The 21,037-nt window shown below is 41.9% G+C and carries 22 protein-coding genes and 2 pseudogenes; 15 read left to right on the forward strand and 9 right to left on the reverse strand.

The annotated features are described in order from the left end of the window. The first annotated feature begins 66 nt into the window (after window positions 1-66). On the forward strand, window positions 67-1,707 hold the full coding sequence (locus sps_RS22950) for a Tn3 family transposase (RefSeq protein ID WP_077754598.1): 1,641 nt from the start codon (window positions 67-69) through the stop codon (window positions 1,705-1,707). Between the two features lie 68 nt (window positions 1,708-1,775). On the opposite strand, the pseudogene sps_RS28300 reads toward sps_RS22950, so the two are convergent. From sps_RS28300 to sps_RS22970, 6 genes and pseudogenes are all read right to left on the reverse strand, one after another. Then, window positions 1,776-1,925: pseudogene (locus sps_RS28300) on the reverse strand (IS6 family transposase); the annotation flags it as partial. Window positions 1,926-2,219: 294 nt separating this feature from the next. Continuing rightward, window positions 2,220-2,351, reverse strand: coding sequence for a hypothetical protein (locus tag sps_RS29110; RefSeq protein WP_257788638.1), 132 nt, complete (start codon window positions 2,349-2,351; stop codon window positions 2,220-2,222). Between the two features lie 56 nt (window positions 2,352-2,407). Next, window positions 2,408-2,611 carry a hypothetical protein gene (locus tag sps_RS22955; protein ID WP_077754599.1) on the reverse strand — a complete coding sequence of 68 codons (204 nt, stop codon included), beginning with the start codon at window positions 2,609-2,611 and terminating at the stop codon, window positions 2,408-2,410. A 222-nt stretch (window positions 2,612-2,833) separates the two neighbouring features. After that, window positions 2,834-4,990 carry a peptidase domain-containing ABC transporter gene (locus sps_RS22960; protein WP_077754600.1) on the reverse strand — a complete coding sequence of 719 codons (2,157 nt, stop codon included), beginning with the start codon at window positions 4,988-4,990 and terminating at the stop codon, window positions 2,834-2,836. After that, window positions 4,990-6,237, reverse strand: coding sequence for an HlyD family secretion protein (locus sps_RS22965; protein WP_077754601.1), 1,248 nt, complete (start codon window positions 6,235-6,237; stop codon window positions 4,990-4,992). Before sps_RS22965 ends, sps_RS22960 begins: the two co-directional genes overlap by 1 nt. A 354-nt stretch (window positions 6,238-6,591) precedes the next feature. Then, window positions 6,592-7,748, reverse strand: a protein-coding gene (locus tag sps_RS22970; RefSeq protein ID WP_149027232.1) for an IS3 family transposase whose coding sequence is annotated in 2 segments (ribosomal slippage) — window positions 6,592-7,502 and window positions 7,502-7,748 — 1,158 coding nt in all. Because the reading frame shifts where the segments join, the coding sequence is not laid out codon by codon here. A gap of 141 nt (window positions 7,749-7,889) precedes the next feature. On the opposite strand from sps_RS22970, the gene sps_RS22975 reads away from it, so the two are divergent. Together sps_RS22975 and sps_RS22980 are read left to right on the forward strand one after the other, a co-directional pair. After that, window positions 7,890-8,234, forward strand: coding sequence for a hypothetical protein (locus sps_RS22975; protein ID WP_149027337.1), 345 nt, complete (start codon window positions 7,890-7,892; stop codon window positions 8,232-8,234). Beyond that, window positions 8,231-8,575 (forward strand): hypothetical protein, encoded by a 345-nt coding sequence (locus sps_RS22980; protein ID WP_077754603.1) that lies wholly within the window; start codon window positions 8,231-8,233, stop codon window positions 8,573-8,575. Before sps_RS22975 ends, sps_RS22980 begins: the two co-directional genes overlap by 4 nt. Window positions 8,576-8,884: 309 nt before the next feature. Here sps_RS22980 and sps_RS28305 read toward each other — a convergent pair whose 3' ends face one another. Further along, the gene (locus sps_RS28305) at window positions 8,885-9,022 is read right to left on the reverse strand and encodes an arylsulfatase (RefSeq protein ID WP_149027338.1); all 138 of its coding nucleotides are present in this window, start codon (window positions 9,020-9,022) and stop codon (window positions 8,885-8,887) included. A 66-nt stretch (window positions 9,023-9,088) separates the two neighbouring features. Here sps_RS28305 and sps_RS22990 point away from each other — a divergent pair. After that, window positions 9,089-10,057: pseudogene (locus sps_RS22990) on the forward strand (IS30 family transposase). An 894-nt stretch (window positions 10,058-10,951) separates the two neighbouring features. Here sps_RS22990 and repA read toward each other — a convergent pair. Continuing rightward, window positions 10,952-11,857 carry a plasmid replication initiator RepA gene (gene repA / locus sps_RS22995; RefSeq protein WP_218919609.1) on the reverse strand — a complete coding sequence of 302 codons (906 nt, stop codon included), beginning with the start codon at window positions 11,855-11,857 and terminating at the stop codon, window positions 10,952-10,954. Window positions 11,858-12,388: 531 nt separating this feature from the next. On the opposite strand from repA, the gene sps_RS28580 reads away from it, so the two are divergent. Both sps_RS28580 and sps_RS23005 read left to right on the forward strand, forming a co-directional pair. Next, window positions 12,389-12,562 carry a hypothetical protein gene (locus tag sps_RS28580; RefSeq protein WP_169915883.1) on the forward strand — a complete coding sequence of 58 codons (174 nt, stop codon included), beginning with the start codon at window positions 12,389-12,391 and terminating at the stop codon, window positions 12,560-12,562. 653 nt (window positions 12,563-13,215) lie between these two features. Next, window positions 13,216-13,542 carry a hypothetical protein gene (locus sps_RS23005; protein WP_077754608.1) on the forward strand — a complete coding sequence of 109 codons (327 nt, stop codon included), beginning with the start codon at window positions 13,216-13,218 and terminating at the stop codon, window positions 13,540-13,542. A 39-nt stretch (window positions 13,543-13,581) separates the two neighbouring features. Here the strand turns inward: sps_RS23005 and sps_RS23010 are convergent, their stop codons facing one another. Next, entirely contained in the window at window positions 13,582-14,247 is a 666-nt protein-coding gene (locus tag sps_RS23010) for an XRE family transcriptional regulator (protein ID WP_077754609.1), read from the reverse strand. Window positions 14,248-14,634: 387 nt separating this feature from the next. Between sps_RS23010 and sps_RS28310 the strand changes: the two genes are divergently transcribed. The 9 genes from sps_RS28310 to tnpB all read left to right on the forward strand — a co-directional run bounded on the left by sps_RS28310 (window position 14,635) and on the right by tnpB (window position 21,028). Beyond that, on the forward strand, window positions 14,635-14,910 hold the full coding sequence (locus sps_RS28310; protein WP_149027340.1) for a hypothetical protein: 276 nt from the start codon (window positions 14,635-14,637) through the stop codon (window positions 14,908-14,910). Window positions 14,911-15,199: 289 nt separating this feature from the next. Then, window positions 15,200-16,126 carry a P-type conjugative transfer ATPase TrbB gene (trbB, locus tag sps_RS23015; RefSeq protein ID WP_077754610.1) on the forward strand — a complete coding sequence of 309 codons (927 nt, stop codon included), beginning with the start codon at window positions 15,200-15,202 and terminating at the stop codon, window positions 16,124-16,126. A gap of 281 nt (window positions 16,127-16,407) precedes the next feature. After that, window positions 16,408-16,797, forward strand: coding sequence for a hypothetical protein (locus sps_RS23025; protein ID WP_077754612.1), 390 nt, complete (start codon window positions 16,408-16,410; stop codon window positions 16,795-16,797). 182 nt (window positions 16,798-16,979) lie between these two features. Further along, complete coding sequence (locus sps_RS23030; protein WP_077754613.1) at window positions 16,980-17,375, forward strand: TrbC/VirB2 family protein; 396 nt, start codon at window positions 16,980-16,982, stop codon at window positions 17,373-17,375. A gap of 8 nt (window positions 17,376-17,383) precedes the next feature. Next, the gene (trbD, locus tag sps_RS23035) at window positions 17,384-17,674 is read left to right on the forward strand and encodes a conjugal transfer protein TrbD (RefSeq protein WP_077754614.1); all 291 of its coding nucleotides are present in this window, start codon (window positions 17,384-17,386) and stop codon (window positions 17,672-17,674) included. 19 nt (window positions 17,675-17,693) lie between these two features. Further along, on the forward strand, window positions 17,694-17,888 hold the full coding sequence (locus sps_RS23040; RefSeq protein ID WP_077754615.1) for a hypothetical protein: 195 nt from the start codon (window positions 17,694-17,696) through the stop codon (window positions 17,886-17,888). Next, entirely contained in the window at window positions 17,881-20,343 is a 2,463-nt protein-coding gene (locus sps_RS23045) for a VirB4 family type IV secretion/conjugal transfer ATPase (protein WP_077754616.1), read from the forward strand. The genes sps_RS23040 and sps_RS23045 overlap by 8 nt, the downstream gene beginning before the upstream one ends. Window positions 20,344-20,393: 50 nt before the next feature. Further along, a complete protein-coding gene (gene tnpA, locus sps_RS23050) occupies window positions 20,394-20,684 on the forward strand; it encodes an IS66 family insertion sequence element accessory protein TnpA (RefSeq protein ID WP_077751527.1) in 291 nt (96 codons plus the stop codon). After that, complete coding sequence (gene tnpB / locus sps_RS23055; RefSeq protein ID WP_077751064.1) at window positions 20,684-21,028, forward strand: IS66 family insertion sequence element accessory protein TnpB; 345 nt, start codon at window positions 20,684-20,686, stop codon at window positions 21,026-21,028. The genes tnpA and tnpB overlap by 1 nt, the downstream gene beginning before the upstream one ends. Window positions 21,029-21,037: the final 9 nt, after the last annotated feature.

Here is a 21,037-nt window from a genome sequence, read left to right on the forward strand (position 1 = left end):
GGTGCCGCTTATCCGACCTTGGAAGCCTCGGTATAGCTCGGTTTCAGCTTTCTCTTAAGATATTGCATGGTTTACCTGCAGCTATTTAAAGGACTGGCTGATGGTTCCGTGTTCGTTAAAGACAGTAATGGCTATCGAGCACTTGAAGATGAATTAATCGACATCGAATATTGGACTAATCACAAGCATAGACTGCTCGCTGAACTTAATATGCCACTTCTCTCCATGAGTATCACCACATTATTAAGCAGACTTGAGGCCAGTCTCGAACAGAAATATATCGATGTTAATCAGCGGATCGAAACAGGGGAAAACGCCGCGCTGAAGCTGCGATATAACAAGCGAAAAGAGTTGGTAAAGTGGACATTGCCTTATGTACGGCTTGATGACGGGATCAATAATCCTTTCTATGAGAAATTACCTGTATCGGGGATCGGAGATGTGCTTCGATTTGTCGATGAACAAACCGACTTTTTGGCGGCGTTTACTCACCTGCAGCCTAAATACGCGAAAAGTATTCCAGAAGCAGAGGTGCTGAACGCCTGCATACTTGCCAATGCTACCGGTTTAGAAACTAAAAAAATGAAGGACATTAGTGATATAAAGGAAAAGGATCTCGATAACGTTAATAAAAACTTTCAACGTAGCCAAACACTCAGTGCAGCCAGTGATGTGATCATGAATCACACCGCCAAACTGCCAATATTTAATCAATATAATTTATCAGACTACGGGGTACACGCGAGTGTTGACGGGCAGAAATTCACGACCCGATACAATACGATAAAATCCCGTTACTCGAAAAAATACTTTGGCACGATGCGGGGTCTGGTCATGTACACTCTTAGTGCCAACCATATGCCTTTATGCTTAAAAGTGATTGGCGCTAACGAGCATGAATCTCACTTCTTACTCGATATAGTAGAAAGTAACACCTCAGATGTAGAGGTGACAGCGGTTTCAGGTGATATGCATAGCATTAATCGAGTGAACTTTGCTCTGATGAACTTGTTTGGCTATAAATTTATGCCTCGATTTACCCAAATAGCAGAAACGGCAAATAACAGGTTAGTTGGCTTTAATAACGTATCGAGTTACGAGAAATATATACTCAAACCGAGCAAACAAGTGGATAAGGCCCTGATCATTAAAGAGTGGGATAACATCCTGCGGATCTTAGTGTCTCTGGCTTTAAAGCAAACCACGCAAAGTCAGGTTGTGCGTAAATTATCATCGTTTAAAACCAATGCAACACTTAAGGCCCTCATCGCTTTAGATCAAATAATGATGTCTGATTATTTGCTGGACTACATTGATAGCCAAGAGATGCGCTCGGTGGTGCAAGCTTCTCTATGCCGCGGTGAATCCTATCACCAGTTAAGTGGCACAATAGCCAAGGTCAGTGGTGGAAAATCCCTTAGAGGTAAGAATGAAATAGAATTGGATATTGCAGCAGAGTCGATCCGGTTAATCGCCAATGCGGTCATTTTCTATAATGCGACGTTACTGGCTTACCTTTATCAATTTTATCTTAAAGCAGAACCAGATAAAGCGAATAAAATCAGCCGATTATCACCAGTAGCATGGCAGCACATCAGCTTCATTGGAAAATATGAATTTTACAATCGAAGGGTTTCTATTAATATTCAAGAGGTTATCGATTATTTCATGAGTGATTCTGAAATCAATTTTTTGGCTGCAGCCTAGTGATATCAAGGGTTACAGAGGAGCGTGGTGACAAACCGTTCTTTTAGTCAGAGAACCCTTTTATCACAACGATTCAACGTTGAGTGGTCAAAGTGGATATTACGCTCAGCAAATATCTCTTCGATCTCACGATAACTGAGTTTATAAGCCAAGTAATAGCGAAGCGCCTGCATGATGATATCAGCTGGATAATGTCTTCCCGAGAAGTTAAGTGTCATGCTGTAGATGTTCCAAATTAATGTTTTAACATTATCAACACCTTAGTTGGCTTCGTCAACTTTGCGACAGAACCCATTTTGCTGCTTACCCATAACGACCTTGGGAGATCTGATCGCGCTAACGGAAAAAGGTTCATTCGATTTAGGAAACAAGGCATCGATGAAATATTGTTATTGCTTTGAGCTCAATATTTCACCGCTTAAATTCCTTTTCCTATCTCATTATTTCTGCTTATCTTTTTGTGGGGATTCGCCGCTCTGATCCCTTTACGCTTCATTTTTCATAGAGCCAATTTACAATAATGCACCTAGAAAAATGCCAATAGCAAAGCCAATAAGCAACCCTGAAACAAATGACCTCTTGTCATTTATTGTTGAATGCCAACCCTTCCCATTTGAGTTCCAACCATTTTTATGTTTTTCCATAAATGCTCCTAACTCAGAAGAAGTTATCTTCTGAGCTTTTAGGTTTATTATTCAGACTATTCAGAAGATAAGAAGAGGTTTGAATAAGTAATTGAAATACTTGCTCCAATCATTCCGGCTGAAAACCATACTGGAGCAGTCGCTCCGGCAACCATAATGCCAACACCAATAGCGACAATTCCCAATTGAGAGCTAATAGCAGTACCTTGATCAACACCTCCATTAACCAACTCAATTTCTTTCATTGTTAGTTCTTGCATAATATCTTCCTTAATTTAAACTATTTAACGTTATGTTTGCCTAAGTGTTTAGGGGGGTATTTGACTACCCCAGCCTTAAGCGATTGACCAAAGGCGCGGTTTTCCTCTAAAGTAGCCGCGCTCTTGTTTTTAACCAATGAAATATTGTCGTTACTTTGAACTCAATACTTCACCGTTAAAATTCCTTTTACGATGCTCCTTTTTACTCATACATCACCTTATTTATTCCGTTCCTGTTAATTGCTGCATCTCTTCTGGTGTGTAGACTTTGCCTTGGTACATCACTAATACCCGCTGCGCTTGCTTGATGGTTTCAGGTCTGTGAGCAATAATAATTCGGGTCATTTCAAGATGCTTTATCTGTTCACTAATCTTGGCTTCGTTGTCGATATCAAGATGGCTGGTCGCTTCATCCATAAACAGTAAACTGGGTTGCTGGTATAAAGCTCTTGCCAGTAATAGTCGTTGAACCTGTCCACCAGAAAACTGACTGCCCATATCACCGACCAGCGTATTATACCCCATGGTCATCTTATGAATATCGGTGTCTATCTCAGCCATTTGCGCACATTGCTGCATGCGTAAATAATTGGGCTCAGGCTCAAAGAAGGTCAGGTTGTCGGCGATTGAACCGGATAATAAAGTGTCATCTTGCATGACGGCTGCAATTTGCTGCCGATATTGAGTCAGGCCAATTTGGGTAATGTCTTGGCCATCCAATAAAATACGACCTTGAGTTGGCGTTAATAGACCAAGCATCAGCTTTACCAGGGTAGTCTTGCCACAGCCTGACTCGCCCACTATTGCTACTGACTCATGTGCATTAATAGTCAGTGATACGTCGTCAATGACATCTGGTTCATTATCGCCATAACAAAAACTGACATGCTCAAGGGTAAGTTGCCCAGTCACTTTATTCAGCGGAATAATACTTTCACGACTCGCCTCTTGTTCATGAAGAGCAATATCCGAAATACGGTCAAGGTGTAGGCGCAGCATACGAAATAAAATAAGCTGCTCTATTAAGCTCGCGAAACGTTCAGTTAATTGGTTTTTATAAGCAATAAACGCCAGTACCATACCGATGGTTAAGCCACCAGTCATGACTATCGTTGCCGCAAGGTAAATAACAATAATGTTCTCAAGACCAAATAGGAGTTTGTTAACCGCTTCAAAACTAATTTTTAGTTTACCTAGGCGAATGTCTGCATTAATCACTTCGCTATAGCGGTTTTGCCAAATACTTTGCCTTTGTGGCTCACACGTAAATAACTTGATGGTTTGAATGCCGCGAATGTTTTCAAGAAAATTAGTTTGCTCTTTTGCGCTGGCTTGAATGGACTCTTCCGTTGCTCGGTGCAAAGGACGGTAAAGCGCTAAACGCAACAGTGCATAAATTAGAATTGCCGCGACGACAACCAATGTCAGTTTAACGCTATACATTAGCATCATCACCAATACCGCAATCGACATAACACCATCAACGACTGTTTCAACGAGCCCAGTTGTGAGTCGTTCGCGTACTTGCGCAAGAGAGCCAAAACGAGAAACTAAATCACCAATATGGCGCTTCTCGAAGTAACTCATGGGCAATCTAAGCAAGTGACGCAGCAAATTAACACCCATCTGCATATTAAGTAGACTCGATACCCTGAGTACCAACCAACTACGCACACCTGTTGTTATCACATTAATAATGGCAAGCAGACCAAAACCTAATGCGAGCACAATTAACAAAGGTTTATCCTGGCTAATCAGCACTTCATCTACCACCCACTGCATGTAGTAAGGTGTTACCAGCGCAAAAACTTGAAGCAATATAGATAGAACGAACAAAGTGGTTAAGGCTTTACCTAACCCTGTCATCTTGCTCCAGAGCTGGGACAAACGCATTTGTTGACGCTCATCCTGCTGCTCAAACCCCTTTGTAGGGGTCAATTCTAATGCGATACCAGTAAAGTGCTCTGCAAACTCTTTAAGGGGAAGGTGCCTCTTACCCAGCCCTGGGTCATTAATACTCACACCCGATTTTGTTACACCAGTGAGTACCACAAAGTGATTCATGTCCCAATGCAAGACACAGGGCAAAGCTAACTTACCAACCTCTTCTATCGGGCATCTAAGCGCTCGACTCGCGAGCCCCATGCTGTCACTTAATCCAATAAGTTGCTGTAAGTTCATCCCCTTAAGGTCAGCACTATAGCGTTTCCTTAATGCTGCCATATCAAGCTTATGGCCATGAAAACTAGCAATCATTGCGACACAAGCAAGGCCACACTCCGCCATCTCTGCCTGCAAGGTGAGCGGCACGCGTTTCTTACCTGAAAATACTAACAACTCAACGGGATTGCCAGGTTGGTTTAATGACATATCACCCATTAACCTACTCTCCCTTGTAAGCTGTAAATTGGGTCCAGTAACCAGTCAAGCAGACTACGTCTATCGAGTACAATGTCAGCTTCAAGTAACATGCCACTCTTCAATGGAAACTTGTCACCATAAGCCAGCATATCTTGTTTTGATAATTGTGTTCTAATACGGTAAACGGGTTCTGACAAAGTAACAGGCACCCTGGCTTCGCCATCGAGTAGTAGCGCTTTATCAATCCGAGAGACGTGGCTTTCTAGGAAGCCAAACCGTTGGTATGGAAATGCATCAAACCGCAATCTGGCCTCATCCCCCGATTTAACAAAACCCGCGCTGCGAGTTGGGAGTAGCAGCTCCGCGACCAGTTGTGCGCCTTTCGGAATTAAACTCATTAGTGGGCGACTGTTGACGACAAACTCACCCTCTACGATTTGTATCGATGCAACGGTCCCCGCTTCTGTTGCTCGAATAACGTAGCGGTAATTATTTTCAGTTTCATCAATTTGACGCTTAAGCTCTGAACGCCGCCTTGCTAGGTCGCCGTCTTTAAGTGTGTATTGGCTGGGTAAGACATCCAGCTCTGCTGACGCTGAATTAAGTTGGCTTTGAATTTGTACTTGGTTGGATGTTAAGTTTTCAATTTCTTGTCTGACAGCAATGAACTTCTCTTGCTGAGATTGGTAATCTAACGTAGATAAGAAGCCGTCTTTAAACAGCTTTTTATGCTGAACCTGTTGCGCCATTTGCAGCGCTAACTTTTCTGTTAGCAGTGCTTCGAGCTTAGTCAGTACCGCAAGAGATGCGCGACTATCCGCCATTGATGTTTTTAACCGCGCGGTCTCTTTCACTTCCATGGTGCTATTAACACTCTGCTCAGTTTGAAGCAGCGTAAATTGCAGCCTCAACTCATCAATCAGTGACTCACTTAATTCTTCACCTGAGAGCATACTGCGTCTTAATACTATCGTCGCTAAAGGCGAGCCCTTTTTAACGATGTCACCTTCAGATACATGCAATACTTCGACGTTACCACTGCGGTTGGCGTAGGTTTTAATTAAGCCTTTGTCCGGCACTAAATAACCACGAACCGTTTCTTTGCGGGCATAGTGAGAAAAAGAGAGGAATAGAACGAGTGCGATGATAATACAAAGCAAAATGATCGCGGCTAAATAAATTGAAATAGGTTGTGCTAATGACACATCACCATGTAGTTTTTGTTTTTGCGCCTCAACGGCCTGTTGACGAAATAATGCTGACATACCACTTCCATATTCTCAAATACATGCCAAATTCTTTTGGCATTGAGCTACTAACATGAATTACAACTTGTTACACATGTCACAATTCAGCTTCAATGAGACACCAATTTAAAACAACTTGCAATATAAATAATAAGAGTGAAAATAACTTTTACTAAATAATGACCTCGAGCTTGCACCTGATAGATTGTTGGATAATTGTTATGGTGAATATCCACATATAGGAGAGTCGCCATATTTCACAGTGAACGCTGGCAACATAAAAGCAACACGACATGTATTTAGGGAGGTATAAAAGCAAAATAAAATTATTAAATATTTATTGATTATTTTTATTGAAGAGCAATATTCTGGTCAAGCACAACTGGACACCTGACTTTGTAACTTTTCATAGTTGCTCGGTGTTAAATCACCTAGCGTAGTATGTAACCGCTCATGGTTGTAATACCTAATATATTCCTCAACATCTTGCTTCATTGACTCTCGTGTTAAATGAACTACATTCAACAGCCATTCGTGCTTTAAACTACCAAAAAATCGTTCAACGACAGCATTATCTAGGCAAGCGCCAACACTGCTCATAGAAGGTGTCATTCCGCTCTTTGTTAGCAAGCTTTGGAATTGCTTACTCGTATACTGCGAGCCTCTGTCACTGTGAAATAAAACACCGCAGCCTGGTTGACGAAGTGTTATAGCCACCTGTAATGCACGTTCAACCAAGCTGACGGTCATTCGTTTCGAGATACTCCAGCCAATGATTCGTCTAGAGTGTAAATCCATAACAATAGCTAAATACATCCAGCCTTCGTTAGTTCTCAGATAGGTGACATCACCTGCCCAAGCTTGGTTAGGTTCAGCAGGGTTAAAGTTCTGGCTCAGCACGTTATCTGCAACACTATCACTGTGTTTTCGCTTAGTCGTTACTGTATAGGCTTGGCGCTGAGTCACCACTAAGCCAAGCTTTCGCATGATAGAGCGAGTGCGATAACGGCCGATGATATAGCCTTCTTCACATAGTTTTTTGGATAACTGACGTGAGCCTAAGCTGTTACGACTGCGCTTGAAAAGGCGCTTTGCCGTACGATACAGTTTTAGCTCATTTTCGCTAATAATCTTAGCGGGCCTAGATAGCCAATCATAGAAGGCACTACGGCTAACGTTCAGCACCTTACAAACTGTTTTTATTTCGAATTGAGAGCGGTTGTCTCGAATATACCGAAACTTTACTTCATTTCTTTCGCGAAGAAGGCACTGGCCTTTTTTAATATTTCTTTCTCTACGCGAAGCTGCTTAACCTCTTTTCTTAGGGCTAAAAGCTCGGCTCTCTCATCTGAAGTTACGTTAGAACTCTCTAGCTCTTCAGCCTTCTGTTTCCAGGTATAGAGCAGGTTGGATGAGACACCAAGCGCGTCTGCGGCTTGTGGAACGCTATAGCCTTGTTCGGTTATTAAGCATAAAGCTTCTTCTTTAAACTCTTTGGTATAAGTTCGGTACTGTCTTTTCGTATTCATGCTCACCTCGATTGATAGTTCTATTATCCACAATCATTGTGTCCAGATCGATTAGACCAGAATAGTGATGGTTTTGCTCCATTTGAAGTAACAAGTGGCTGGCCCGAAGAAAAACCTGATGTAGACATAATCATTGTAGACATGACCCCAAGCACAACAGATGTCCCACAAGGAACAGTAGTACTACCTTATCAGCCGACTAGATTATCATATGGTGTGGTACCTAAGCATTTACCTAAGCTAGAAAAAGAAAACTTAAAAATTGTCCAAGTAGTAAGCATGGTAGATAGACGAAAAGAAGAACATAGAACTTTTACTTTAGACAAAGTAAAAAATGAAAATGCCAAGGTAATCGCTCAACGTTCGATTTATGAGAGAGTAGCAGGTTTAGGACGAACAGTGTTTGATCCTGCATTAAAAGGTATGTATGGCATAAGAGAAGCAAAAAAAGAAATGACAGAATTATTTTTAGAGGCATCCAAATGAGTAAAGCGCCTAATTGGTTAGATAAAGCCGAAACTAATACCTCTGGCAATACAGTAGGAGATGATTCTACTTTAATTTTAAGTAAAAAATTAAAACCTGGTCGTAAACCTTCTTTAATAAAACGTAAGGTTGTAGGTATAAGTATTAGTGACAAGCAAAAAGAAATACTAGATGATCTAGAATTTCAATTGAAAGTAAATGGAATAAACTTAACTAGAGGAAAAAGTGAAAGTGCAGAACTGGCAATTAATTTATTATGTATGATTTTAAAAAATCATCCTGAAGGAACAGACAGGTGGGTAACTAAATACCTCAGAGATATGCAAAAAGAAGGTATATGATTTAAGTGATTTAAGTGATTTAAGTGATTTAAGTGATTTAAGTGATTTAAGTGATTTAAGTGATTTAAGTGATTTAAGTGATTTAAGTGATTTAAGTGATTTAAGTGATTTAAGTGATTTAAGTGATTTAAGTCTATAATACTTCCATCTGTATGAATTTATAGAAAAAATAGCTAATAATTATAACTTCAATACGTTCATTCTAGATGGGGGACCTCGCGATAAACGACACAGCGGGAGTAAAAAATCACTTACTAAAAAACAATAACATCAGTTAACTAATGTTAGATGCTGAAATGTTATTATTTCCTAATGACCTTTTAGTATCTCCAAATCTCCTCGCTGAATCCCTTCGGCCATGGCTTCTAACAATGAGGCCATACGATAAAAGCCAGGGAACTGGGCATAAAGGTAATCCCCGTCCGCCACATGAAATGCAACACTCATGGAACTCTTTGATTTATAATCACTAGAGCATATTTATTCATGCATTTCACATAATAAGATAGGGTTATGGGCGCGAAACATTTAACGACTGAAGATCGCTTTTATATCGAAAAGCGGCGGACTGACAATACATCGATACGTAGCATCGCTAAAGAACTGGATCGCAGCCCTAGCACCATCTCAAGAGAGGTTAGACGTAACACTCCAAGTGACTTTCAGGGCTTATATTCACATCGTGCAGCGACTAACTAATCAAAGGCTCGGCGTACTAAAGCCAGTAAAGGCAAAGCTTTCAAAGGTGTTGATACGTTTATAGATTCATATATCCGAGAACGCTTAAGCACACATACCTCTCCTGATGTCATAAGTGGAGAGTTACGGGTGAAGCATCAGAGGTTTATCAGTGAGAATACAATCTATCGCTACATAAGCCACCTAGAGATCAACGGAGAGCCGCTTAGAGCGCAACTTCCGCATCGAGGTAAGGCTTATAAACGTTCAGGAACGGTTCGCTCAACGATTAAGAATCGTGTCGATATCAGCGAACGGCCTAAGATTGCTGATGAAAAAACAGAAATAGGCCACGTAGAGATAGACACGGTGGTAGGTAAAGACCATAAGTCTAACTTACTGACGATAGTGGATAAAGCCTCAAAGGTAGTGACGATAAGAAAGATAAAGAATAAGAGTGCAGATGCCGTTATCAAAGGCTTTGAAGACGTTTACGGCTCAACATTTTATGATTTTAAAACCATCACAGCAGATAACGGGACCGAGTTTGCAGGGCATGAAACGATAGCCGAGATGATGGATGCAGACTTTTACTTCGCTAAGCCATACAGCTCCTGGGAGCGAGGGCTAAACGAGCATACCAATGGGTTGATTAGGCGATTTTTACCGAAAGGAACGGATTTTAATTTGGTAACAGAAGAAGAAATAGCGAAAATAGAGCATATATTGAACACGAGAGGGAGGGCTTCCCTCGGATATTATTCACCTTATGACATATTTATGCAGCATTTGAATGCGGCGTAGGGTATAAAGTGTTGCGTCTCATGTGGCGGAGGGGCTTACTATCAGGATATTTATTGACGTATTCATCAATATTCTTGGCTATTTGCTTGTATTCACTACTAATTTCCAATATCGCTTTCCTTCTCCAGTAACAGATCTTTTTAAAATAAATGAATAAACTAACAGCGAAGTAGTAAAATTAATCATTTTCACGAGGATATCAGCATACTCAACTCGTGTTTACCTTTTTAGCTATAGAATGGTTACACCATTCTATAGCTAACGTTCTTGATTGCTACTTAAGCCTTTCAACAAAACTAGCTAAACATAGATAGAACAAAGGATAAATAGTTATTTTAAATTACTATGTTCTATTTTTTGCATCTATTCTCACTTCCAGCGTTTAACTTTCAAAATCCTGTCTATTTTTCTGAACACTTTCAGATTTCGATTTGGCTTTTCTCCTCTGCCAGACATTCGCGTTAGCGAAAAGCCCCGCAGGGTTATTAACCTGCAATTTTATAAGGAGTTCGAAGGCCGGAGGCAAAACGAACCCTCCGGGTTGTGCTTGTATATTTTGAGAAAGTGCCTGGTTTACCAGGCTTTCATTAATGTCTTTTTATCTTATCCCCGTTATTCACAGATTTTGGCTTATAGAATAATAAAGATCTTTTTAGAGAATATAGATCTTTAAGTTAGTTTTGCGGATAAATCTAACTCTATTATAGATAACATCACTACCTACTTTGCAGATAACGGTGGATAACCATAAATACCGGCTCTGTTATCTACAGGTTCGTATTCATCAGAAAATATTGAGGGATAATACTAATAAAAAGAAGGGCTAAAAGAGCCTCACAACCTCTCAGACACGAGAAAGTCCAGACGAGCGCCTAGGATTAGATAAATGATTAATTATTGAAGAGAGGAGGGTGGGTGAGCTACACCTAAGCCGAGTGAATGAAGTTCTTTCCACACACGCTCACTAAATTGGGCGCTACTGAGCTCTTTCAGCTCGCTAGCGGGTAATGATTTGTTTAGTTCTTTGGCGATCTCATGTTTACGCTCATCAACAGTCATCCCAGCCAACCGATTACGCTTACGCTGAGAGACAGAATTACTTTTACGTAACTCCCACGATTTTCTGAAAATTTGCTGTCTCATACGCTTACGCGCTTCTCTAACAGTTATGATCTCGTCTTCGCTACTAAGCCCTTGATTACGAAAGATCAGCTGCTGCTCACGTTGTGCATTAAGCCTCTCTAGATCGGCACCGGCAATACGATAGAAATCATCAGTTAACACCAGGACTTTAGGAAACCATTGTCGATGGACCTTATCCCACACCATGCCGTGATTTGGATCAGCTTCATCACCATCAGACTGAACAAATGCCAAGCCAAATGGGATAATAACTTCATTGATCAAACGACTAATCCGGCTCACGGTCATCACTTCTTCAACCACAATCCAATCACATGTATCAGGATCTCGCATTTTAGTCTTTGACAGCTCTATGGCCATAGCGTCCAAGTTGAGATCAATAATCCCCTCTACCAGGCTATGACGAGATATACACATCTGAAAAAACGCATTGAGTAAATGCCTTCGGATTTGTTTGAAGTGGCGCTGACGACCTACAGTTTCTTTTAAATGGACAAAATGCGGATCGCAAGATACATCACGCTTACAGCAAAACTTAAAGGTTTTACCCAATTCACCTGGCAGGGGATTCCAATGGGCGGCACGTTCATACACGGGCTTAGGATTCAAGCAACGTGTGCTGTGATGCCCGCGTTGACGTTTGCTAGAGGTTTGCATCAGACACATTCTCAATAGCCATGTGAGATCGGATTAGGATCGCAATGTCATATTGAATGTATCTGGATTGGGATTTGTGCTGCATGACGCAGCCATAGCGCTGTAATTTTTTCATTTTTAGATTCCACATGTTTTAGGATCGTTTGGGTTACTAAGCCAAACATTAGAAGTTAATGTAATTGAAAAATTCGTAAAAATCAAATACTTCAATCACATTGAATTTTAGACACAAAAAAACCGACCCATGTGGTAAGTCGGTTCTTTTGTCGAATGCTATATAGTTAGATTAGTGGTCTAACACATTCTCATTCTTATCATAAAAGAATACACCACATAAAATCTACGTGGTGATAGCAAGCTATGTGCTGCACTCTCAATAAGAACTTAGGTTATTTTAGTGAAGTCTTAAAAATATATCAAGTGTAAAACAAACAATTACTTAGATGACTTTTAGTGGGTTTCTCACTTTTAGTGTGCAATAAAAAACAAACATGTTAATATTACCCCCATTAGAAGCGAAAGGAAATCAACTTGATAAACACGAATATGCAACACGGATACATGCAGACTTATACAGTAGCAACCAAAATAGACCTATTAACAGGCGGAGAAAAACCACCACCAAATAATCTTGAGCAGAATATGGATATAAAAAATACTGAAGGCATAATTAAAGACAACGCTTCAATAAATGTGAAAGTTTAATGTAAAGAGATTGTTCATGTTGGAATTTATAGGAGAGATTTTTAATAACGAGAGTCAAATCATTCTTAACAACTTTTTTGTTTTTTTACTAATCATAATTTCAATTAGAACAGTGAAGAACACAAATTTATTACAAGTAGTCGGTATATTACTATTGTCAAGAATAGTAATCAATACATATATAGGGCCGTATCTACTCGATTATTTTAGTGGGAGCTCTTTATCAAACTCAATATTTTTCATAATCTATTTCATTTTAGATCTATTTACGATAACACTCATAGTATTCAGATTGAATACCTACATATTCCTATCAGAAGTATATTTAAAAACATACAAAACCATCACTGGAGACAAAAACAAAACAGTAACATTTATGTACTTTAGAACTATTTTAGAGATAAAAATCATTCTTATCTATACGGCTTACTGCCTTATAAATATACTTATGGCTACTGAGTATCTTGTTAGGTATTCCTTCTGGGATAGGGCACTTGTAGTATATTACTCTTACACACCAGTAAAGATTATGATTAATTTTTACGAATTATTCATAATTTTCAAATTTGTCGATTTAAACACAAGAAAATTAAAACCTAGCCGGATCCATATTTCAGGATGAACTTTATGGTTAAAAGACAGGCAGTAAAAACATGAGAAAACCACTAGCTCTCGAACTATTTGAATTATCAGGAATGTCAAAATCTGAATTCTGCAAAGAAATAAATATCTCCCCTGAGACACTGGCAGCATGGTCTGTCGATGACCACCCCGGAATAATTAACCTGTGCAAAGCCATGGCTTTAGCCTTAAACAAACACAAATTCATGACAAGAAAGGACCATATTGACAAAAAAATCACACAAGCTAAATCTATTTTAATCTGCGTGGGTGAATCAGAAGAGTTAGAGCAGCATCATAAAGTGGCATTAGAATTAACTAAAGACATAATCTCCAACTTAAACACCCTAGATAATTAAGGTAAAAGACTTACATAAAGCCCCTCCACCACACGAACCTTACCTATTTTTTATCCAACGCCCAACCCAAGCGACCCTACCTAATATTTGAATATTATCCAACTCAACTTTACTCAACAACTGATCAGAAGAATGCAACCGATCATTCGCATACAATCTGTACTGACCACCAACTTCTTTTCTAATCCACCGAAACCAAATCGAGCCTTCATCAAAAATAGCATAAATGTCGACCCTGTGAAAACTTGAGATTTTAAAATCTAATAAAACCGTATCGTTCATACAAAGCTCTGGTGCCATAGAATCATCTACAACACTCAAAAAAGTAAAGTTCTGAACTCCATGATTGTCTAACAAACTTGAATGTATAGAAATTAACTCACTTGACTGCTCAACTACACTACCAGATTTAGTATGGATCGTCTCACCACTTAAAAACCCAGTGTTATTTATCCCATCATTTTCTACATCAGACTCTCCCAATAAATATGATGTAGTTACACAAAGCCCCTTCGCTATACCGCAAATCCCCTGCTCACCATAAAGACGTGGAGACCTCTCCCCTTTCTCCCACATCCCCCACGCATTTGGCTTAGCACCAATTAGATTTGCAGCTTCCGATTGAGTCAACCCTTTTGAATGACGCGCTTTCTTTATTCTCTCACCTATTAACTTCTTATGACGCTCATCAATTAAAAACCCCATATTATTTTGCCTATCCATTTTTACTATTCAAATAACTCACTTTTAGCGTGACCAAGCACACTTACAGTGGTATATTCTGCATTGTACTGATGCAAGCACACTATAAGTGTGGCACGCGTCAGCGTGGTCAAGTTATGATACCACTAGGAGGGGAAAATTTCTTTCTATCCAAAACTGTATAGATAACAACTAGGCGCTGGCCGCCGACGCTCTTTACCAGAATAGAACCTGTGATCTTGCTGTGCAGTAAATAACAGCAGGAAACCTATACCTAACTGTGGATGCAACTAATGCAGCTCTGCGGTTAGACATAGTACGAATTGCTTTAAATGATGAGCACACTTGTTTGGTGCTCATTTTTAAACCAATTCTTGCAGGAGTTTAACTATGGTAAATCCCAAAGTTCGCCAGGGAGAGCAAAACGTTCCCGTGCTCTATAAACGCGGGGATGGCTACTATTCAAACACACGTCTACTTTCTCAACCAGCACACTCAACACCTAAACCTACCAACATCTGTGATCTTAATCCTCGCTCACTCGCCCGAGTGGTTTGGGTTTGCAGTGATATTCACATGCCTATTATTCGACAAGGAAAAATAACAAGAGAGGAGGACGTTCGACGCCCTTCCTCCTACCAAGAGGAACACTCTATGCACACATGACTCCCAAGCGGGCGGGTTACACCACTCTGACAGGCAAAGTAGTGTGTAACGGAAACCAAAACCCATCTCCGGCACACATCTGTATAGGACAGTGGATGTTGCGCTTGTATCCTGAGCTAACTCACTGCATAGAGAACCATTAGCGGCGGTTGCGCCTTGTCTTATCGCTACTGGTTTTCGCAATAAAGGGACTTATTGATGCTGACCCTCACACATATCCTATCGTTAGCCCTCGCGCAGTTCATCGTACTGTTACTGCTATTTATTCACTCAACGTCGAGAACACAAGATGATTGACTCACGCATATCAAGTCTCATCGCTCATATTGGCCCCGCTATTATGAGTAAACTCGATGACCCTAACGTCATGGAGATACTGCTCAACCCGGACGGCAATTTATGGGTAGAGGAATTTGGCCAACCCATGACACTATTTGGCACTCTGTCATCAGTAAAATCGAACTTGGTACTCAAGTCGATTGCAGGGTTTCACGACACTGTAGTGAATGCAGACCATCCTATACTCGAATGTGAACTCCCAATAGATGGCAGTCGATTTGAGGGCATTATCCCACCGGTGACTGCCGCACCTACATTTACCATCCGTAAAAAAGCCGTCAAGGTTTTCACCCTGCATGAGTATATAGGCAGCGGAACACTGACACAGGCTCAATATGAGTGCCTGATAAAAGCCATTGCTTCACATAAAAACATTTTGATTGTGGGCGGCACCGGCTCTGGTAAAACCACCTTCGCTAACGCCCTGATTGACGCCATGGTCAAACATGATGAAAACGACCGCATCATCATTATTGAAGATACTAATGAAATTCAGTGCAGTGCGCCAAATTTCGTCGCGCTGCGAGCCAACACGAATACCACGATGAACCAGTTGCTTCGTGCAACGCTCCGATTACGACCAGACCGTATTTTGATTGGTGAAGTTCGAGGTGGTGAAGCGTTAGCATTACTTAAGGCATGGAACACTGGCCACCCTGGTGGCATAGCGACGATTCACGCTGACAGTGCCGTCATGGGATTATCTCGCCTGGAGGACTGTATCAGCGAAGCGACTGCCACCATCAACAAAACCCTCATCGCCAATGCCATCAACGTGATTGTCTTCATCAAAAAGACCCGTGAAGGGCGCCGCATAGAAGAAATCATTGAAGTCACAGGCTTTGAAGCAGGGCAGTACCATACCCAATCAGCCTAATACACAAGTAAGGAAATAGGAAACTGACTATGCTTATGAATATTTTAAGTGTTTTTCATATAGTTTTTTTTGCAGGCTTACTCAGTGAGGCGTGGAACGGAAAGCAAAAACTTTTCGCGAGAGTTGCAATCGTACCGTGGCTTGGAGCATGTGTGCTGGCTCTATTTGAACTAGATATCGTTGTATTGAAGATTTCATTGTATTTCATTAGCCTAGGTCTTGGGCTTTGGATGTACGGTATCAAACTTAAATATGTAATATCAAAGGAATAGGACCCATTTATGGAAATCAAAAAAGGATATTTCAAACAGATAATGCTTTATATGGTATCTATGAGACTCTTAATGGGGCTCTTTGAATTTACAGCCTTCACCTTGGCCATATTAACTTTTGTTCCTTTTTTTGCTGACGTTAATATATTGATAGCCAGCGCTCTTTTCACTTCAGCGCGCACTATGGAAGACCTCGGGGTTACACCAAATGGCATGGGAGTTACGTCATTGACAGCGTATCACCTTCTTCTAAAAAAGGACTTTCCATTACCTGTACCTATTTTTGGACTGACATATTTTTACTTTCTCCACTTGTCATTATATTTAACACTTCTCGCCTACATGTCTAAAATATTGTTTACTCGTGTCATTATTATGGTAAACCAAGAAAAACATTAAATCCTAGCTACACCAAGGCTTTCAAGAGAAAGATCCTAGCTTGATATTGTGTCCGTACCATCTATTTTCGTTTTTCTCATAGCACCATCACAAGCCAGTGTCTGGCTTGACCCTTTAATTCCATTAAAGGGCGATAGGTTGCACCTTTTTTTTACCCAACTGTTAACCACAAGGAAAACACCATGCTTAATCACTCACCCCCTCCCTATCGTTCACTGTCGATAACTCGACCCACTTTACGGCTTTTCCAACTACTCACAGAGCACCCTCTGGCACTACTGGGCGTGTTATTACTGCTGTCGTTACTGATGCCTGAGCTGGCCCACGCTTCAAGTAGCAGTAGCGGTGTTCCTTGGGAGGACCCATTAAGTAAATTCGTCGCCTCAATTACGGGGCCAGTGGCCTTTGGTATTTCCGTGTTAGCCATTGTAGCCGCAGGGGTAACCTTAATCTTTGGCGGAGAAATATCAGGCTTTATTAAAACTGTGATTTACATTGCACTAGTCGTGGCGTTGATTGTAGGTGCGACCAACGTGCTCAGCAGCTTATTTGGTGTGTCATCAACCTTAGTTCGATAGGAGGACAAATGAGCCAATTACGCCGCTCTCCTGTATTTAAATTTAATCGTGCCAATCTGGTGCTTGGGGCAGAGCGGGAATTGGCTTACCTGCTTGGCTTACTCACGTTAATGCTCATCGTCATACTGCAGAACATGTTTACGTTCGTGTTAGGCGTAGTGCTTTGGGTGGGGCTGATGCCGCTCCTGCGCATGATGGGGGACGCCGACCCGCAAATGTCGAAAACCTTTACCCGCTATACGCGATATCAAAAATACTATCCAGCCCACAGCCCTAAAAACTATTCACGTAAACAATAAACGTAAGAGGAGGTCAACCATGCTTGAACCCTGTCGTAGTCACGCCACAAATAACTCACCAGCACTGAAACAGCATAATGAGGAGACAGTAATGCGAAGCCCTAATCCTTTTATGCCGAACTTAGGTAATACACTGACCCTTGCGTCCATAGGTCGTGGCAAATCAACCCTAATAGCGAGCTTGCTCATTAATAAGGAGGTCAACCATGTTTAAACTCGCCCCTTATCGTAAACACATCAAAGGCATGCCTGATTTACTCAACTACGGCGCACTGGTTGATGATGGTGTGATGGTCAATAAAGATGGCTCGCTCATGGCGGGCTTTGTATTTCGTGGCGTGGATATCTCCAGCTCCACGGTTGATGACCGCAACAGATTAACCTCACGCATTAGTGATTTACTTTGTTCGTTTGGGACTGGCTGGATGGTGCATGTAGAAGCCGCCCGTAAAGCGTCTCCTGAATACCTTAATGGGGAACCATCCACTTTTACTCACCCAGTATTTGCCATGATTGATGAGGAGCGGAAACAATATTTTAGCGAGGTGGCTGAACGCTACGAGAGTGACTACTTTATGTTTGTCACCTACATGCCCCCAAGCAAAGGCAAAGCCAAAATCAAACAATGGATGTTTGAAACTGCCCATCAGCCTCAATCCCTGTTTTCCGGTCATTTAGCTCACTTTAATAAAAAATTACGTGATGTTGAGAGCCGGCTTAAATCCTATATCTCGATTAGGCCACTGCGCGCGTACTCAGCCACAGAAGACGACGGGCAAGGTGATACTCACAAGGTCTATTACTGCGAGTTACTGCAAAAACTCAATTATTTTATCAGCGGTAAAGACCACCCGATACGCTTACCGTTTTGCCCCATGGGCGTTGATGCCATCATTGGCGGCCATGAACTCTGGACTGGCATTACCCCTAACATCAACGGCAAACACATTGCCGTGGTCAGTATTGATGACTTTCCCGACAACAGTAGTCCGAACATTCTAAACCACCTGGATAAACTGGGCTTATCTTACCGCTGGTCTACTCGGTATAGTTTTTTCGACTTATTTGATGCAGAAAAAGCCCTGGAGGGAGAGCGCAAAAAGTGGAAACAACGCATCGTCTCATTTAAAGACCAGCTCATGAAGAATCCCGCCCCTCAAATCAATGAGGATGCGGCGCAGATGGTGTCTCAATACGAACAAGCCCTCAATGCAGCCAGAAGTGGCAGGCTCAAATACGGTCATTACACCTCAAGCGTGATATTGATGGATGAAAACCCACATCAGTTAAGTAATGGCATGGAGCAAGTTGTTAAGCGCATTGAACACCTGGGGTTTAAATGCCGGGTAGAAACCGTCAATACGGTTGAAGCGTTTTTAGGCGCTTTGCCCGGAGACAGCATTCACAACATCAGGCGTCCCCTGGTGAGCACCGTCAACCTCGCCGATATGCTGCCCATGTCGTCAATTTGGTCCGGCAGTAAAACGAACCCTTGCCCTTATTACCCTAAGAATTCACCCGCGTTGATGCAATGCAGCGCCGAAGGAGAAGCACCATTCAGGCTCAATTTACATGTGGGGGATTTGGGCCACTCTCTCATTTTTGGCCCCACTGGGAGCGGTAAATCAACACTGCTTGCCATGTTAGCGGCACAAGCTAATCGTTACGCCTCAAACATGGTTATTTTTGACAAAAAGCGCAGTGCTTACGCCATCAGCCAATGCGGGGGAACCCATTATGATATTGGGGTAGATGCAGAGGTCACGTTCGCCCCGCTGTCACAACTGAGAGAAGATTTCGCCTGGTGCGTGAATTACGTGATCCAATTGCTGGAGCTACAAGGACTAGCCGTTACCGCCAAACAGCGAAACGACATTGAACAAGGACTTAAGGAACTTTCACTATCATCGCTTGAACACATCACACTTGGTGAGTTTGTCAATATTGCCAACGATAGTGACATCATTGAAGCACTCACCTACTACACCAGTGGTATTGGAGGAGATCTACTCAACTCTCCCTCGGACAGTTTCACCGCAGGTGGCTTGCAGGTTTTCGAAATTGAAGAGCTTGAGCGCATGGGAGATAAGGCCATGCTGCCCGTGTTGCTCTACATTTTCAGGCGTATCGAGCGCTCACTTGATGGAAGCCCTTCATTCATCTTTATTGATGAAGCCTGGATAGCACTCGGCCACCCTGTCTTTAGAGAGAAAATCCGAGAATGGCTTAAGGTGTTACGTGACGCCAACTGTGTTGTCGCGCTGTTTACTCAAAACCTCAGTGAAGCGGTGAATTCAGGCATGTTAGATGTGCTTGTTGAATCGTGCCCGACCAAGATATTTCTCCCCAATAAAAATGCACCGCAATTTAGCGAGATGTACCAAAAGTTTGGCTTAAATCACCGACAAATCAACATAATCAAAGAAGCCGAACCCAAACTTGAGTATTACATCACCTCTCCAGACGGTAACCGCCTGTTCAACCTGAACCTGGGGGAGCTCGCCTTAAGTTTTGTCGGCGCCAGCGGTAAAAAGAATGTGGCAGCGATCAAGCAACACGTAAAGACTCATGGCGGCAACTGGTATCAACACTGGCTGGTGACTCGTGGCGTCATTGATGAACAGACCCGTTTAAGTATCGTAACCGATCAATATAGGACGTCTTCCTAAGATCATTTGATGTGGCTACTCTCAGGGTAAACCTAATACTGAGAATGCTCATGGCTAAACCTCATCTCACCGACGCTCAAAAATCTACCCTCCTGGACAAGTGGTGCACAACGCCTTTATCTATGCAGGACTTCTGTCATCAGGAGAACATTTCAACTTCTTCTTTCAATCGTTGGCGCCAGCAGTTAACGGTTCCTCCAGAAATCCAGGCTACCGAAGCCGACTGGATAGCGCTTGAGCCCGCTAAGCAAGATAAGCTTCCCGTGTTACCTGACCCAAAACCAAACTGGAACATTGAGCTTGTGCTCCCTGGTGATGTCATTTTACGACTACGATACTGATGTTATTGCCCAGTCCGGATTTACGCATATGGTTGTATGCCAAACCCGTGGACATGCGCAAGCAGTTTGATGGCTTAATCGTATTAGCTAAGCACCAACTCCACGCTTCTCCCATGAGTGGTGAGCTGTTTGTGTTCATTAATCGCAAGCAGACCATGATGAAGGTGCTGTATTTCAGTCGCGGAGGATACTGTTTGTGGAGTAAGCGGCTTGAGTTAGGCCGCTTTCATCACGTTGAGGGTAACGGGGATAAAATCAATCTCACCTGGACTCAACTACAGTGCCTCATCGAAGGCATTAATTGGCAAAAACAAGTGAAAAACAAACGGTTTAGTTCGTTATAACTGGCTGTT

Origin of the sequence: Shewanella psychrophila (genome assembly GCF_002005305.1) — a bacterium.
Classification (GTDB): domain Bacteria; phylum Pseudomonadota; class Gammaproteobacteria; order Enterobacterales; family Shewanellaceae; genus Shewanella; species Shewanella psychrophila.